This is a genomic window from Vibrio sp. V08_P9A1T1, from assembly GCF_963874405.1.
In the GTDB taxonomy this organism is placed as follows: domain Bacteria; phylum Pseudomonadota; class Gammaproteobacteria; order Enterobacterales; family Vibrionaceae; genus Vibrio; species Vibrio anguillarum.
On the sequence record NZ_CAWNIB010000286.1, the window covers coordinates 1 to 16,392 of the forward strand.

Consider the following 16,392-nt stretch of genomic DNA (forward strand, 5'->3'; position numbering starts at 1 on the left):
CCTTTATGGCAGTGTGGCGCGCAGAACTGCGCGTTATGGGCGCTCCAATTTGGATGTAGTGTTGGTCACGCACCGTGATTTCTCCGAGCAACGAGCAACGTTACTAAATACGATAAAATGGCGATTTCAGAAAAGTTTCCCACATATCACCGAAGTCTCGATCAAAACTGCACTCGTGAGCGAGGTAGCCACTTTAGAGAGCATTTTTACGTGGGGATTTATGTTGCGCCATTGCTGCGTTTGCATCTTGGGTGATGATCTGGCGGAATGCTTTGGCGATTTCGAACCCAGTTGGGAAATAGCCAAACACTGGAATATGGACATCGCAGATTGGGTCTTTTTTTACCGTGATAAAATTGCAAAAACCAGTTCTGAAAGCGAACAGAGCAAGGCGCAAGTAGCCATTGCCAAGAAATTACTGCGCGCCAGTTATTCTTTGATTATGTATCGTGACAAAAATTGGTTTGATGATCCTACCGAATGCGGGCAGCAGTTTTTACGTTATCACCCGGAGAAAAAAATCGACATTGAGAGATTGGGTATTTTGCTCTCTGGACGAGTGATCGCTAAACGCTCAGTGATTGGAATTCTAGACAGTTATGGGCAATGGCTTGCAAAGCAGTATCAAAAAACAGAGTTTCGGATTGGTTAACCGCTGGCTAGATCGTCGTACTTCTTAAAATAACCCAAGTTGTGGCTGGCTGAGCTGTTCGAAATTCAAGCCAACAAAAGGCAAAATGGCTTCTGCGACTGGCTGCAATTGTTTATCGATATAGTGCTGATAATCGATAGGACTTTTTAAATACTCTTTAGGCTCAGGGCCATTCAGTGTGATGAGGTATTCGATACGACCTCGATTTTGATATTGCAATGGTCGGCCTAACTGCTGGTTTATCGTATCAGCAAGTCGTGCGGCCCTTACTTGTGGTGGTACGTTTTTTTGGTATTCATGCAGCTTGCGACGCAACCGTTTTTGGTACACGAGCTCATGGTCGAGTTGACCGGTTTGAGTTTGCTCAACGATTTCACGAATAAACGCCGCAGGGTCTTCACCATTAAAAATCATCGAATAAAGTTGGTGCTGAAAGCGTTGTGCGAGCGGAGTCCAGTCCGTTCTTGCACTCTCAAGCCCTTTAAAAATTAGCCGCTCGTTTTCGCCTTCACCGATCAATCCCGCATAGCGTTTTTTTGACCCCGTTTCTGAACCTCGGATGGTTGGCATCAGAAACTTTCGGTAGTGGGTTTCGTATTCCAATTCCAGCATCGATTCCAATCGGTACTCTTCACGCAAGTGGGTCGTCCACCATTGATTGATGTGTTCAACCAGTTGTTTTCCTACGCGATCCGCTTGCTGCTGTGAATATTGACCACCTAAAGATACAAAGGTTGAGTCGGTATCACCATAAATCACTTGATAGCCTTGCGCCTCAATTAACTTTTTAGTTTGCTTCATGATCTCGTGTCCGCGCATGGTAATACTGGACGCCAAACGAGTATCAAAAAAACGACAACCTGACGATCCAAGCACCCCGTAGAAAGAGTTCATGATGATTTTTATCGCTTGTGAAAAGGCTTTGTTATTGTTCTTTTTCGCCACATCACGCGCAGCCCATAATTTCTCGATCATTTCTGGAAGAAAATGTTTGGTACGGTGAAATTGACCACCACGAAATCCCGTTACCGCTTGGTTATCCTCTTTGCCAATCGGAATTTTTAGCCCTTCAATCAAGCCAAGTGGGTCAATTAAAAATGAACGAATGATCGAGGGATATAAGCTTTTAAAATCAAGAAGCAACACAGAGTCGTAGAGGTTAGGGATGGAGTCCATCACATAGCCTCCGGGACTTGCGACCCAATTTTCGGAGTGTAAGTTAGGCGCGATGTAACCCGCGCGATGCAATTGAGGTAAATAGAGATTGGTAAAGGCGGCGACAGAACCGCCGACGCGATCTAGCTCCACACCCGTGAGACGGGAACGTTCAATGGCGAAATCCAGCAAATGGGTATGTTCAAAGATTTTATTCACTAACACACAATCTTGCAGGTTGTATTTCGCCAGTGAAGGTTTGTCTTTTTTAAACATATGGTTGATTTCATCCATCCGATCATGGGCGTTGTGAATCGCTTTTCCTTCGCCTAATAGCTCCCTTGATACTGATTCCAATGACCAAGAACGAAATTGGTAAGTGGCTGTTTTTAATGTATCAATTCCATCCAACACTACTCGCCCGGGAATGGTAATAAACCCTTGCTGACTCTGGTTTGAACTACGAAAAAAACTGTGCTGTTTGCCGCGACCAATCGCAAGTCTTAACTTATGCCACTCGGCTCTTTTATGGAGTAAGCGAAAATCAAAATCAATCACGCTCCAGCCAATTACTACATCAGGGTCGAACTCAGTGAACCAATCGATGAGAGCGTTGAGCAATGCGTATTCGTCTTTCACCCATTGAATTGGGGTATCGCAAGGCTCAGGCTCACCAATCATGATTACGCGGCTGTCCATTGGGCTATCAAAACCAATCGAGTAGAGAATGCCTTTTTCAGAGCATTCTAAATCCAGCGAAACCACTTTCAGATGAGGAAGATAGTTGCCCGGTCGACATTTCGCCTGTTCTATTTTTGAATGGGAAAACGTCTGGGTAAGCCGTCCAGTGAATTCAATGCTGCCTTTAAGAAAACGCTCCATAAGAAAGCGGTCGGCAAGCTTAATATCATCTTCTAACGTCAGAATATGATGTTGCTTTAGTAGTGCCGAAAACTCAGCATGCGTTTGAATCGTTTGACAATAACAACCCGCTAGGAGGTTATGTTCAAAATCTTCCAAATCCAATGTTTTTAATTCGATAGAGAGCTGCCGCTCTAACGCTAATTTTTGCGCTTGTGGTACATCTTTCTGTGGTATGAAGAAAACGGGTTTTTCACCACGGATAATCAGTTGGGTTGGACCTTGAGGCGTACTCAACCACAACTCAATATGAGTCGAGCCATGAAGGTCTCTTGCATGGCGAGTAAGTAAAAAACCGTGTTGAATAACCAAGCGTAATAAATCCAAATAGTCGTAACCTTGGGGGAGGGCATCATATCAGAGCTACGAGGTAAATAACGAATTTCAGTGAGGTGAGTAAGCGGGCGATGGAGATGAAATAACCGTTAATTGGTATGGTGTATGCATTTTAACTTTATGATTTGTTTTGGTTTTGTATTTTTATGAGGCTGGTTGCATTTTTATGTTTAGGTTCAAATTTGTCAAAAAATCATGTAAAAGTCGTGCGGCATCTCTGCTAATATAATTAAGCTTTTGATTTGTTAATGGATTCTCATTGGATGATTAGCAGAACAAATAAGTACTTGCCAAATTTGGGGTTTGAGCACATATTCAGTGTGAGTAAAAACCAATGTTAAGTTAATTACCCGATTGTGAGTTAATTTCCAATTGTGAGCTAATTAATGTGGGCCGCGATGCTGCTATCCACGATTCAGTGGGTGCAGAGCCAATAGATGAGTGTGGAGATACAAGTTTGATAAGTGTTTTCCTTGTAGATGATCACGAGCTGGTTCGCACAGGGATACGACGTATTATTGAAGACGTCCGTGGAATGAACGTAGTAGGGGAAGCTGACAGCGGTGAAGAAGCAGTAAAATGGTGTCGCAGTAATCATGTCGACGTTGTTTTAATGGATATGAACATGCCTGGTATCGGCGGTTTGGAAGCGACAAAAAAAATTCTGCGCTTTAATCCAGATGTGAAAATCATCGTGTTAACGGTTCATACGGAAAATCCATTTCCGACCAAAGTGATGCAAGCTGGAGCCGCGGGTTATTTAACCAAAGGTGCAGGCCCAGATGAAATGGTCAACGCGATTCGCATTGTGAATAGCGGGCAGCGTTATATCTCGCCTGAAATCGCACAGCAAATGGCATTAAGCCAATTCTCGCCAGCTTCTGACAATCCATTTGCTGATCTCTCGGAAAGAGAGCTGCAGATTATGATGATGATTACCAAAGGGCAAAAAGTGACGGATATTTCCGAGCAACTTAGTCTTAGCCCCAAAACAGTAAATAGCTATCGCTATCGACTGTTTAGTAAGTTAGCGATCAGCGGTGATGTTGAACTGACCCATTTAGCTATTCGACACGGAATGTTAGACACCGAGACGCTTTAGTGACTTCTTTGTTCGACTCGGTCGCTTTTCTTAAAACCGTTACCCATCAGCCCGGCGTTTATCGAATGTATAACGCCGAGGCTGATATCATCTATGTTGGCAAAGCCAAAGACCTCAAAAAACGCCTTTCTAGTTACTTTCGAAAAACAATCGACAGTGAGAAAACGCGCGCGTTAGTCAGCCATATCGATAAAATTGATGTCACCGTTACTCACACTGAAACGGAAGCGTTGATCCTTGAGCACAATTACATCAAGCAATATTTGCCTAAATACAATGTGCTGCTGCGAGATGATAAATCTTACCCGTATATTTTTATTAGTGGGCATAAGCATCCTCGTTTGTCGTTGCACCGTGGCGCGAAAAAGCGCAAAGGTGAGTATTTTGGTCCATATCCTGATTCTGGTGCGGTTCGAGAGTCGTTACACCTCATCCAAAAAATATTTCCGGTAAGACAATGTGAAGATACCGTCTATAGCAACCGGACTCGTCCTTGCCTGATGTATCAAATTGGCCGCTGCGCTGCACCTTGTGTGAGTCATATCATTGCGGATGAAGAGTATGCTGAATTGGTTAATTATGTTCGATTGTTTTTGCAAGGCAAAGATAACCAAGTACTTGAAACATTAGTGCAAAAAATGGAACAAGCCAGCCAAGCACTGCAGTTTGAAAATGCCGCTAAATTTAGAGACCAGATCCAAGCCATTCGAAGAGTCCAAGAACAACAGTTTGTTTCTGAAGAGACGATGGATGACATGGATGTATTGGGATTTGCCCAAGAAAATGGCATCGCTTGCATCCATATTTTGATGATCCGCCAAGGTAAAATATTGGGTAGTCGTAGCCATTTTCCTAAAATTCCGGCTAACACGACTCAAGAAGAGGTGTTTGATGGCTTTTTAGGACAGTATTATTTAAGTCACAATGAAGCGCGTACGATCCCAAGTCGAGTGATCTTAAATGCGGGTCTGCTAGAGGATGAAAAGCCGCTGCAAGAAGCCTTACAGACCCTAGTCGGGCGTAAAGTTTCTTTCCACATCAGCCCAACAGGTGTGCGTGCTCAATATTTAAAATTGGCTAATACCAATGCATTGAGCGCAATAACGGCTAAAATTAACCATAGAATGACGATCAACCAGCGCTTTAAAGCACTTCAAGCTGTTTTAGGGTTGGATAGCATAGAGCGTATGGAGTGTTTTGATATTTCGCACACCATGGGAGAGAGCACGATCGCCTCATGCGTGGTATTTAACCAAGAAGGGCCTGTTAAACCAGAATACCGCCGTTATAACATCACTGGAATTACTGGTGGGGATGATTATGCTGCAATGGGACAAGTGTTAGATAAGCGGTATTCCAAGCAGCTTGACGTGGAAAAAATCCCCGATGTCATTTTCATTGATGGTGGTAAAGGGCAATTGAATCGAGCTTTGCAGATCATCTCTAGCCATTGGCAAGATTGGCCGAAAAGACCGGTGATGATTGGTATCGCCAAAGGCGTTACCCGCAAACCGGGGCTAGAAACGTTGATTACAACCGATGGCGATGAATTTAACCTGCCAAGTGATGCGCCAGCTTTACATTTGATTCAGCATATTCGCGATGAAAGTCATAATCACGCCATTGCTGGGCATAGAGCCAAACGAGGTAAAACACGGCGTACCAGTACATTGGAAGGCATAGAAGGGGTTGGGCCTAAACGCCGGCAAGCACTGCTGAAATATATGGGAGGGCTGCAAGAGCTAAAAAGAGCCACTGTTGAAGAAATCGCCAAAGTGCCCGGTATTAGCCATTCTTTAGCTGAAAACATTTATCAAGCATTGAAACAATAAGAAAAATAACGCAACATAACCGCGCAATCGATAAGAGCCTATAAATATGCGTTTGAATATTCCTAATATTTTGTCTTTATTACGACTTTTCCTTATCCCAGTATTTGTCGTTGTTTTCTATCTGCCTTACGGCTGGGGCCCTTTTGCTGCGGCAATGGTGTTTTGGGTAGCGGGTTTTACCGATTGGTTAGATGGTATGCTTGCGCGAAAACTTGGGCAAACCTCTCGCTTTGGTGCTTTTATCGACCCAGTAGCGGATAAAGTGCTCGTTGCGACGGCTCTTATCTTGATCACCGACCATTACCACAGTCTCTGGATAACGATTCCAGCTGTGACAATGATTGCACGTGAAATCATCATTTCTGCATTGCGAGAATGGATGGCGGAAATTGGTAAAAGAGCCAGTGTGGCCGTTTCATGGGTTGGGAAGGTTAAGACGCTCACCCAAATGTTTGCATTGTGGGTACTGATTTGGCGTCATGATGATTGGATGGTGTGGGTCGGCTATGCAGCGTTATACATCGCAACCATTTTGACCTATTGGTCAATGGTTCAATACTTGGCGGCAGCTAAAGACGACCTCCTCAATGCAGAACATCATTAAGAAACGGGCTTAGGCCCGTTTTTTGTTCCTCCAATTTCTACAATCCCTTTCACAACATGCATTATTGCTTCAGTTAAAGCACAGTTATCTCGTGTAAAAGGTGGTGAATTTTGCTATCAAATTAACCAAATCTGTCCTTTTTGAATGCAAAATAGCCAAACGGTTTAAAAACTAAAAAAATAATATTGACTCATCGAATCGAATGCGTAGAATGCATCCCGTACTTGAGAGGAACGGAAGAAACAACCCAACCCCTTGATGCTACAGGGGCGCGTTGGCAGAGGGGCTATGCAGCGGATTGCAAATCCGTGGACCTCGGTTCGACTCCGGGACGCGCCTCCATTGCGACACTAGCTCAGTTGGTAGAGCGCAACCTTGCCAAGGTTGAGGTCACGAGTTCGAACCTCGTGTGTCGCTCCAAATTTTGAGGTGTTGAACTTAAAGTTCAGTATCTAAAGATGGTGTTACTAAATTTTGTAAACAGCATCGCAATGCAGAATTGCGTGCCCTGGTGGTGAAATTGGTAGACACAAGGGATTTAAAATCCCTCGACTTTCGAGTCGTGCCGGTTCAAGTCCGGCCCGGGGCACCATCTTTTTACTGCTTATGCAGTATGCGACACTAGCTCAGTTGGTAGAGCGCAACCTTGCCAAGGTTGAGGTCACGAGTTCGAACCTCGTGTGTCGCTCCAAATTAAAGCCCTAGCAGAAATGCTGGGGCTTTTTCATCTCTGTCTCACAGCCAGTTTACAACCAACGATATCGTTTTAGCGCCACCTTGCCAAGCTTGAGGTCACGCTTTTAGTTCAAAAGAAGGTGAACGAACCTCGTGTGCCGCTCCAAATTAAAGCCCTAGCAGAAATTGGGTAAATCCCCCCCCCTACGTTCACTATATTCGTTGACGGTTTCGGACGTGAAATTGAAATATTTTAAGCAAAGCCATCACCATCAAACAGCAGTGCTTCAATTTATGGTCAAATCTCGCATCGTTTTTACTCTCCATCCCCAATTCTAGAATGTTAATAATTTGATAAAGCAACCTTTATCTTGAGTTGTTATTATTTTGTGAAGTGAAATTTCGGCCTACTTCACATAATTTTCGTGCCAACATTTAATTTATGGTGTGAATTATTTGCAAAAGCGTGATTTATATAAACTTATCAACAACCCATTCATGGGAACGATTCCCAATGTGACATTGATCTATTTTTACATTGATTCGGTGAATGTAAACTCCATCCCCGTCAGCAACGTTAAGGGAATACATAAGCAGTGGTTGCTGAGCAATAAAGAGATTGAGCTGTTCATGATTACCAAAGTAGCGTGCTACTTCCCCTCGGTGAATTTGAATCTAACTCATTAATTTTATTGAATATATCTCAGGATGAGATTCAAGGTGCCAAGCACCAACATAATGATAATGATGACCATAAGGTCGATGGAGTATAAAAAATGAATTTTGCTACCTCTGGTAAACTTTCTCTTGCCGCAATTCTAATTTCAGCCGCACTACAAGCAAACGCAGGTATCAGTGTTGAAGGTGAACAAGGTGTTTTCTCAATCGGCGGTGATGTTGAGTTCGATATCAACCTTCGTGATAAAAATGCCACTGACAAGCAACATCTAAATCAAGATGGCCGTCTTTTGGTTCAAATCGCTGGTGAGCGCAGTGTGAGTGGTGAGCGTTATATCAAAGCACAAGCACAACCTTTACTTAAAACAACGGGTAAAGTTGAACTTGATGATGCGTGGATTGCATTTGGTCAAGCGAATAACTGGGAACTGAAAGTAGGCCGCTATGAAGCGTTTGATTTGTTCCCTGTTGGCCAAGATACTATGCTTGAATACGCAAATGCAGATAAAGATGTATACCGTGCGAATAAGGCTCGTGGCCGTGGTGATAACGGACAAATTGGCTTTAGCAAAACGGCAGATAACCTTTATTTTGAACTCTCAACTAAATTTGAGAATGAGTCTGCAGCGGATCAGAATGCCGTATTTGTACGCCCAGTTGTTGCATACCAGATCGTTGACTCAGTTCGTGTTGCTGCTGGTTTAGAAGCCAATCTGACTGCAGATGATAAAGATGCTGCGAATGATTTCCTTGGTTATGGCGCGACAGTTAACTATTCTGCTAACGATCTTTCTATCAACGTGAACTATGCGTTCCGTGATTTCGACAAAACTAAACAAGAAGATACGACCATCGGTGCTAACTTACTGTTTAAAGGCTTTGGTTTGGGTCATGTCTATGGAGAAACTGAGACAACTAATACAGTAAAAGTAAACACCACTTATGCTTCTTACCAATTTGCTAATGTGATGGATGTGGAAGATTTCTCTGTTTATCTAGGTACTTACTACTCGAAAGTAGACGACACAGAAAACAAAGATCTAGGCATGCGTATCCGTCTAAAATACTTCTTCTAAGTTTTAAAACTTAAGCATTAAATCTCAACTGCTTTTGATGCCTACCGTTCGGTAGGCATTTTTTGTATAAGCAGATGCGATGATTTACAGCTGTTTAAGCATCCACACATCGCAGCCGTTGTGCTCAGTGCCGTCCATTGGTCGATCCAAATGTATAAATCCGAGTTTTTCATATAACTGAATGGCGGATGTCATACTAGATAACGTATCCAAATAGCAAGATTGATAACCTGCATTTTGAGCAAACGATAGGCATGCTTTACTGAGCATTTTTCCTAGCCCGCAACCGCGACTTTCTGGTAATAAGAAGAGTTTTTTTAGCTCACAGATCCGTTGGCTATGATGAAAGGCTGCAATACCTGCTCCACCGACAATGATGCCGTCACGTTTGGCTACCAGATAAAGGCTGCTTCTCTCTTGCGTATAATGTTGACTCATGTTTTCCACTTCAGCATCAGATGGGCCAAAACCCTCACCGATGGCCCCAAATTCAGCGCCTACAGATTGGATAATTTTACAAATGTCCGGATCATCTTGTGGTTCGATTGGTGTTATCGTGATGTTCATTGTTTCTTCTTAAAAATAGTCATGTTTTTATTATTGTTTGGGGAGAGGGAGGTAATATCAAGAGAGCGGCAAAAATAATGCCGTTTTTTTGTTCAAGAACAAGCGTCAGTATCATTTCAATTTGGCTTTAGAGGTGGCTTTCGATACTATGTGCAGCTATCTGAAAAATACAAAAACATCCTATATGGACACTACCTACAGGTAGATGAGGAAACGATGCAACATCTAGAAGAGATTATTGCTAATGCGACCGCAGCGATTAATGCTGCTGATTCGCTAGTCGCACTTGATGAAGTGCGTGTTCAGTACTTGGGTAAAAAAGGTGAGTTAACCACTCAGCTACAGAGCCTAGGTAAATTGCCACCCGAAGAACGTCGCGCTGCAGGTCAAGAGATCAACGTTGCGAAAGAGACAGTGCAACACGCCATTGCTACGCGTAAAGATGCTTTGCAGCGAGCAGAGTTAGAAGCCAAACTAGCGGCTGAAACGATTGACGTTACTTTGCCTGGACGCCGCATTGAAAATGGTGGCTTACACCCAGTGACTCGCACAGTTGAACGTATTGAGCAGTTCTTTGGTGAGCTTGGTTTTCATGTTGAATCTGGCCCTGAAATTGAAGACGCCTTCCACAACTTTGATGCGTTGAATATTGCTGCCGATCACCCAGCACGTACTGATCACGATACCTTCTTCTTTAATCCAGATTTAATGTTGCGTACACACACGTCAGGTGTGCAAATTCGCACTATGGAAAATGGTCAACCGCCGTTTCGTTTTATTGCGCCGGGCCGCGTATATCGTAATGACTACGACCAAACACACACACCAATGTTCCACCAAGTTGAAGGAATGTTGGTTGATGAGCACGTCAATTTTGCTCAGCTTAAAGGTATTTTGAACGATTTCTTATGTAACTTTTTTGAAGAAGAAGTTGAAGTGCGTTTCCGTCCTTCTTATTTCCCATTTACAGAACCTTCTGCGGAAGTGGATGTGAAGGGTAAAAATGGTAAATGGCTTGAAGTTCTAGGCTGTGGCATGGTTCACCCGAACGTTTTGCGCAGTGTTGGTATTGACCCTGAAAAATATTCTGGCTTTGCATTTGGTATGGGTGTTGAGCGTTTAACGATGCTTCGTTATGGCGTCAACGACCTACGCGCGTTCTTTGAGAACGATCTGCGCTTCCTCAAACAATTCAAGTAATTCAAGGGTAAACACAATGAAATTCAGCGAATCATGGCTTCGTGAGTGGGTTAACCCTGCGGTTACGACTGACGAACTTACACATCAAATTACAATGGCAGGCTTGGAAGTCGATGACGTTCTTGCTGTCGCCGGTGAATTTACTGGCGTCAAAGTGGGTCACGTTGTTGAATGTGGTCAACATCCAGATGCCGACAAACTGCGTGTAACGAAAGTTGACGTGGGTGAGGAAGAACTGCTTGATATCGTTTGTGGTGCAGCAAACTGCCGCCAAGGCTTAAAAGTGGCGGTAGCGACTGTTGGTGCGGTACTGCCCGGCGATTTCAAGATTAAAAAAGCAAAATTACGTGGTCAACCTTCTCACGGCATGCTTTGTTCATTCAGTGAGCTAGGGATTGATGTTGAATCCGCTGGCATTATGGAGCTTGCAGAAGATGCCATCGTTGGTACTGATTTCCGCGAATTCCTAAGCTTAGATGATGTGACTATTGATGTCGATTTGACCGCGAACCGCGCAGATTGCTTTAGTATTCGTGGCCTTGCTCGTGAAGTAGGTGTATTGAACCGCATTGATGTCACTGAGCTATCGGTCACCACTATTCCTACTTCAATTGAAGATAAAGTCTCTATTGAAGTGAAAGCACCGGCCGCTTGTCCGCGTTATCTTGGTCGCGTGGTTAGAAACATTAATGTTCAAGCCCAAACACCGCTTTGGATGCAAGAGAAGTTACGCCGTTGTGGTCTACGTTCAATTGATCCAGTGGTTGATATCACTAACTATATCTTGCTTGAACAAGGCCAACCGATGCATGCCTTTGATCTTGCCAAGATCGAAGGCGGTATTGTTGTTCGTATGGCCGAGCAGGATGAAAAACTTACGCTACTCGATGGTACAGAAGCTAAGTTGAATGTCGATACGCTGGTTGTTGCCGATCACAATAAAGCATTAGCCATTGCGGGCATTTTTGGTGGTGAAGGTTCAGGCGTTAGCTCAGAAACCCAAGATGTACTGCTTGAGTGTGCTTTCTTTGCACCAGACCATATCCGCGGTCGTGCTCGTAGCTATGGCCTACATACTGATTCATCCATGCGTTTTGAGCGCGGTGTTGACTACGCGTTGCAAGCCAGTGCGATGGAACGAGCGACGCAGTTGCTGGTTGATATTTGTGGCGGTGAAGTTGCACCTGTGGTTAGTGTTGAGTCTGAAACGGATTTACCTAAACCAAATCAAGTCACACTTCGTCGCACTAAACTGGACAGTTTGCTTGGTCATCACATTGCGGATGCTGATGTGGTTGAAATCCTAAAACGTTTAGGTATGAGTGTTGAGAGTCGCGCAGACAGTTGGGTCGCTACCGCGCCAACGTGGCGTTTTGATATCGCGATTGAGCAAGACTTGATTGAGGAAATTGGCCGTATTTACGGTTACAACAATATCCCTAATCAAGCTCCCGTTGCAGCATTGAGCATGAATGACCACCAAGAAGCAAACTTGCCACTTAAGCGTGTTCGTCATTTGTTAGTTGACCGTGGTTACCATGAAGCGATCACCTACAGCTTCGTTGAGCCAGAGCAGCAGAAACTGATTGTTCCAGATGTTGAACCACTCATTCTACCTAATCCTATTTCTGCTGATATGTCGGCGATGCGTTTGGGCTTGATCCAAGGTCTATTAAATACCGTGGTTCATAACCAGAAACGCCAGCAGCCACGCGTTCGTTTGTTTGAATATGGTTTGCGTTTTATTCCTGATGTCTCGGCAGAGAACGGTATGCGCCAAGAGCCTATGCTCGCGGGTGTAATATCTGGTACTCGTGGTGAAGAGCACTGGAACATGGACACCGCAACGGTTGATTTCTTCGATCTAAAAGGTGACTTGGAAGCCATTCTTGATTTAACCGCCAACGGCAAAGCTTACAGCTTTACTTCTGTTGCACACCCAGCGCTGCACCCTGGGCAATCGGCCGCCATCGTTGTCGATGGTGAGATTATTGGGGTGATAGGCACTGTTCATCCAGAGCTTGAGCGTAAGTTTGGCTTGAATGGCCGCACCATCGTATTTGAACTTGAATGGTCAGCGGTGAACACCCGTGTAATTCCAGAAGCTGCATCACTGTCTAAGTTCCCAGCGAACCGCCGTGATATAGCACTGGTTGTTGATGGCGCCATTGCTTCAGGTGATATTGTCGATGCATGTCGTAATGCTGGTGGTGAGCTTCTAAAAGAGGCGAAACTGTTTGACGTTTATGTAGGCAAAGGGGTTGAAGAGGGCAAGAAGAGTTTAGCAATTGCGTTGATGCTTCAATCGACTGAACGTACTTTAGAAGAAGCCGATATTGCAAGCGCTGTTGAATCGATTGTGACTTCAGTAGCGGCACAGTTTGGTGCAGCCCTGCGCGACTAATTCAGAAAGTAGCCTAAGTATATTTGAGCAGGTTCAAGTTGGGCCTGCTTTTTTATATGCAATTTAGTGACAAGTTAGTGTTAAACAAGTCTATGATTTAACAGGTTATATGAATTTTTTTATCAGAAATCGATATCCATTCAAAATAGTATGAAATTCTGAAAATGTTGGCTGTTATGATATAACTAACTAAATTGTCAGTGTTTTTTCTCAATCTTCGACGTCTAATTGTATAAATGCAGCCAGTATATGCGCTTATTTTGATGAAACTATTAATATTGTTGCGAATAAAAAAGCTGGCGAAAATCAGAAGCTTGGCATACACTTTTCAGGTAAAGCCGATATCTTATTGATTGGCTAAGCGAAAATGCTTTGGCGCTGCTTAGAAGCAGCAAGGTTTAACATAGCTTTGAGGGAAGTTTTATGGCGCTCACAAAGGCCGAATTGGCTGAAAACCTGTTTGAAAAGCTTGGATACAGTAAACGGGATGCCAAGGAAACGGTTGAAGTGTTTTTCGAAGAGATTCGCAAGGCGCTTGAAAGTGGCGAACAGGTAAAACTATCTGGTTTTGGTAATTTTGATCTACGAGACAAAAACGAGCGTCCGGGTCGAAACCCAAAAACAGGTGAGGATATTCCTATCTCCGCTCGACGTGTCGTAACGTTCCGCCCAGGGCAGAAATTAAAAGCCCGAGTCGAGAACATTAATGTCGAAAAATAGACCGAGCAATAGACCACGCTATGCGTGGTCTTTTTTTTTCTGTTTATGGTGAGTTAAAGGTTCTGAACGTATTAGGCTGCTTGAATATGAGTGGTGATATACGGCTGCCAGGCGTTTTGGTAGAGTTCGATAGATTGGCGACGAAACTGGTTAATTTGCGCCTTTTCAATATCATGTAACGCTCGCTTCTCTAATGCGGCGACACGTTCAAACTTCTGGATCTGTTCATAGAAACGATGCTCGGGGCCATTTTTCACATCGGCAATGGCTTTAAGATGTAATTGTACTTCTGCAATGACATTGGTTTTAGGAAGTTGAACCAGTAAGTTTAAATCGCGATAGCCCGATGCGGCAGGCGATTTAAAGCGGTTCTTTACTTTTACGATACTGGCTTCTCGGCTTAATACTTCATAAGCCTCGACTAAGCTTGGTACATCATTTGCCACAAGGGTTGTTCTGGCTAAATCTGTGATCCTATCAGCTCGCCCACCTAATTCATGTTCTATTTTACTTAATGCTCGGTCACGTGATTTCACGCCAGAAAAGTGAGCCTCTGTTGATGTCAGTAAAGCAGTACTTCTGCACAATGTTTCAAGTTCACGTTGAGCTTGGTGAGCTTTACTGTAGAGAATTGCAAAATCGTTGTAGGGTTGCAAAGGCTGGTTGTTGGTGGACTGGATGCCATATAAACCGCTTAAACTATGCTTGAACAGTTTAGATGAGAGTTGATTTTTCGATTCACCAACTTTGGCATCACTTTCTGAATTGAACGGAACGGCTGCAAAGGCAGGGGCTCTGCTTAGTACTAAAAGCATCAGTGCCGTAGTACGTAAAAATAGGCTCATTCATTCTCCTTAACTTAGTCTAGGTAAAAGGTGAAACCAAAATAGACCTAAACACGTGATAACCAGAGTCGCTTGCTATGAGATCTTGGGCTAAACAAAGTCAACTCAATAGCTCGTGGAACAATTAATCCATAATTTTGCGCTTTATCACAGGTCTTATCTTCAGACGCCTCGCTAGGCTATCTGTTCAATTTGATGTGTTACCAAGTGTATCTAATGAGGATGAACCAAATATGAACATCTTTATCTGTCTTTGTGCTGTTTGTTTAACCTGTTGGGGATTCACTTATTAGTCAGTAGCATGTACTTTGTCTGGCTGTAGATTTTAATCGTAGAGCACGAAGATAATGAAAGATCCCGAGTTTTGGCACAAGAAATGGGCCTCCAACCAAATAGGATTTCACTTAGAAGATGTGAACCCATTGTTGACCGAATATTGGCCTCAACTCTCACCTCAACGAAATGAAAGTGTATTTGTACCATTGTGCGGAAAAAGTGAAGATTTGATATGGCTCGCTTCCCAGCATGAACAGGTTCAGGGTGTAGAGCTGAGTGAAATTGCCGTTCGTTCCTTTTTTGCCGAGCATTTTTATACGCCAACGGTCACTCGCTTAAATGGAGCGCATGAACTGTATCAGTTTGATGAACTGATGATTTATACCGGAGATGTCTTTAGTGCGCCGCTAAAAGCGGTTGAGCTTATCTACGACCGAGCGGCGTTAGTTGCGCTGCCCCCCGAAATGCGAGAGGAGTACGTTATTCGCTTGCTTTCATTGTTGAAAGAGGGCGGAAGGGTGCTGCTTGTGACGCTGGATTACGTTCAAAGTGAAATGATGGGCCCTCCATTCTGTGTCGCCAAAAATGAAGTTGAGTCGTTATTCACTGATTGCAAAGTGACGTGTCTGTTTCGTGACGATGCTGATGAAAATCACCCTAAGATCAGTCAACGAGGATTAAGCCGTTTTGCTGAAGTCGTGTGGTTAATTGAGAAGTAACAGACTATGCTTAAATCGTTTATTTATACATCCTAGACAACAATAAATAGGTAGGTTTTAGGCGTTTGATGAGAGCAAACCATTACGTCTATATCAGCCGCTCTAATACTAAGGAAAAACTATGGGTTTGTTTAGTCGGAAGCCAAACAGCAATCAACAGTCTAAAAAGAGTAGTGATGAACTGGTGGTTGATTCAATAAAACGCACGATGGCTTATATTGAGTTTGATCCACAAGGACATATTCTGACTGCCAGCTCCTCATTCTTACAAGTGTTGGGTTATTCATTATCGGAAGTGGTGGGCCAGCATCATCGAATGTTCTGTGAAAGTGAATTTGTTAATGCGCCTCGATATAGTCAACTTTGGCAAAATTTAGCGCAAGGTAAACCTCATGCGGGGACGTTTTGCCGTTTAACTAAAAACCATAATAAAGTGTGGATTGAAGCCACGTACATCCCAGTAAAAGATGAGCAAGGAAAAGTGGTTAAGGTGGTGAAGATTGCCAGTGATGTCACTGCTGCAAAAGAACAATCGGATAAGCAAGCTGCAACTTTTGACGCTGTCGATAAGTCAATGGCTGTGATTTCTTTTACTCCCGATGGGACGGTTGTGGAGGCGAACCCAAACTT

General features: G+C 43.6%; 13 protein-coding genes and 4 tRNA genes. 14 read left to right on the forward strand and 3 right to left on the reverse strand.

The genetic code is table 11. The features are described 5' to 3' along the window. Positions 1-652: nucleotidyltransferase (locus AACT21_RS14230; RefSeq protein ID WP_094164315.1), on the forward strand; the 652-nt coding region annotated here is incomplete at its 5' end. A 24-nt stretch (positions 653-676) separates the two neighbouring features. Here AACT21_RS14230 and AACT21_RS14235 read toward each other — a convergent pair. After that, a complete protein-coding gene (locus tag AACT21_RS14235; protein WP_094164321.1) occupies positions 677-3,040 on the reverse strand; it encodes a DNA polymerase II in 2,364 nt (787 codons plus the stop codon). Between the two features lie 481 nt (positions 3,041-3,521). Here AACT21_RS14235 and uvrY point away from each other — a divergent pair, with 481 nt between their 5' ends. The 8 genes from uvrY (at position 3,522) to AACT21_RS14275 (ending at position 9,031) form a co-directional block, all read left to right on the forward strand. Further along, positions 3,522-4,166, forward strand: coding sequence for a UvrY/SirA/GacA family response regulator transcription factor (gene uvrY / locus AACT21_RS14240; RefSeq protein ID WP_026028128.1), 645 nt, complete (start codon positions 3,522-3,524; stop codon positions 4,164-4,166). After that, on the forward strand, positions 4,166-5,998 hold the full coding sequence (gene uvrC, locus AACT21_RS14245) for an excinuclease ABC subunit UvrC (protein ID WP_047688276.1): 1,833 nt from the start codon (positions 4,166-4,168) through the stop codon (positions 5,996-5,998). Before uvrY ends, uvrC begins: the two co-directional genes overlap by 1 nt. 46 nt (positions 5,999-6,044) lie before the next feature. Next, complete coding sequence (pgsA, locus tag AACT21_RS14250; protein WP_013856615.1) at positions 6,045-6,602, forward strand: CDP-diacylglycerol--glycerol-3-phosphate 3-phosphatidyltransferase; 558 nt, start codon at positions 6,045-6,047, stop codon at positions 6,600-6,602. Positions 6,603-6,870: 268 nt separating this feature from the next. Next, positions 6,871-6,944: transfer RNA gene (locus tag AACT21_RS14255), tRNA-Cys, on the forward strand. A 2-nt stretch (positions 6,945-6,946) separates the two neighbouring features. Further along, a tRNA-Gly gene (locus AACT21_RS14260) sits at positions 6,947-7,022 on the forward strand. An 85-nt stretch (positions 7,023-7,107) separates the two neighbouring features. Then, positions 7,108-7,194: transfer RNA gene (locus tag AACT21_RS14265), tRNA-Leu, on the forward strand. Positions 7,195-7,217: 23 nt separating this feature from the next. Then, positions 7,218-7,293: transfer RNA gene (locus AACT21_RS14270), tRNA-Gly, on the forward strand. A gap of 760 nt (positions 7,294-8,053) precedes the next feature. Then, complete coding sequence (locus AACT21_RS14275; RefSeq protein ID WP_094164317.1) at positions 8,054-9,031, forward strand: carbohydrate porin; 978 nt, start codon at positions 8,054-8,056, stop codon at positions 9,029-9,031. Between the two features lie 84 nt (positions 9,032-9,115). On the opposite strand, the gene AACT21_RS14280 is transcribed toward AACT21_RS14275, so the two are convergent. Next, complete coding sequence (locus tag AACT21_RS14280) at positions 9,116-9,598, reverse strand: GNAT family N-acetyltransferase (RefSeq protein WP_094147450.1); 483 nt, start codon at positions 9,596-9,598, stop codon at positions 9,116-9,118. Between the two features lie 216 nt (positions 9,599-9,814). Here AACT21_RS14280 and pheS point away from each other — a divergent pair, with 216 nt between their 5' ends. The 3 genes from pheS to ihfA all read left to right on the forward strand — a co-directional run bounded on the left by pheS (position 9,815) and on the right by ihfA (position 13,922). Further along, positions 9,815-10,798: a phenylalanine--tRNA ligase subunit alpha gene (gene pheS, locus AACT21_RS14285; RefSeq protein ID WP_017044058.1), complete on the forward strand. Its 984-nt coding sequence runs from the start codon at positions 9,815-9,817 to the stop codon at positions 10,796-10,798. Positions 10,799-10,814: 16 nt separating this feature from the next. Beyond that, complete coding sequence (pheT, locus tag AACT21_RS14290; RefSeq protein WP_094164318.1) at positions 10,815-13,202, forward strand: phenylalanine--tRNA ligase subunit beta; 2,388 nt, start codon at positions 10,815-10,817, stop codon at positions 13,200-13,202. 423 nt (positions 13,203-13,625) lie between these two features. Then, the gene (gene ihfA / locus AACT21_RS14295) at positions 13,626-13,922 is read left to right on the forward strand and encodes an integration host factor subunit alpha (protein ID WP_010319630.1); all 297 of its coding nucleotides are present in this window, start codon (positions 13,626-13,628) and stop codon (positions 13,920-13,922) included. A 71-nt stretch (positions 13,923-13,993) separates the two neighbouring features. Here the strand turns inward: ihfA and AACT21_RS14300 are convergent, their stop codons facing one another. After that, positions 13,994-14,767, reverse strand: coding sequence for a phosphoribosylglycinamide formyltransferase (locus AACT21_RS14300; protein WP_094164319.1), 774 nt, complete (start codon positions 14,765-14,767; stop codon positions 13,994-13,996). A gap of 347 nt (positions 14,768-15,114) precedes the next feature. Between AACT21_RS14300 and AACT21_RS14305 the strand changes: the two genes are divergently transcribed. Both AACT21_RS14305 and AACT21_RS14310 read left to right on the forward strand, forming a co-directional pair. Continuing rightward, positions 15,115-15,762, forward strand: coding sequence for a thiopurine S-methyltransferase (locus tag AACT21_RS14305; RefSeq protein WP_094164320.1), 648 nt, complete (start codon positions 15,115-15,117; stop codon positions 15,760-15,762). 121 nt (positions 15,763-15,883) lie between these two features. Next, a partial coding sequence (locus tag AACT21_RS14310; protein ID WP_141195259.1) for a PAS domain-containing protein occupies positions 15,884-16,392 on the forward strand: 509 nt, incomplete at its 3' end.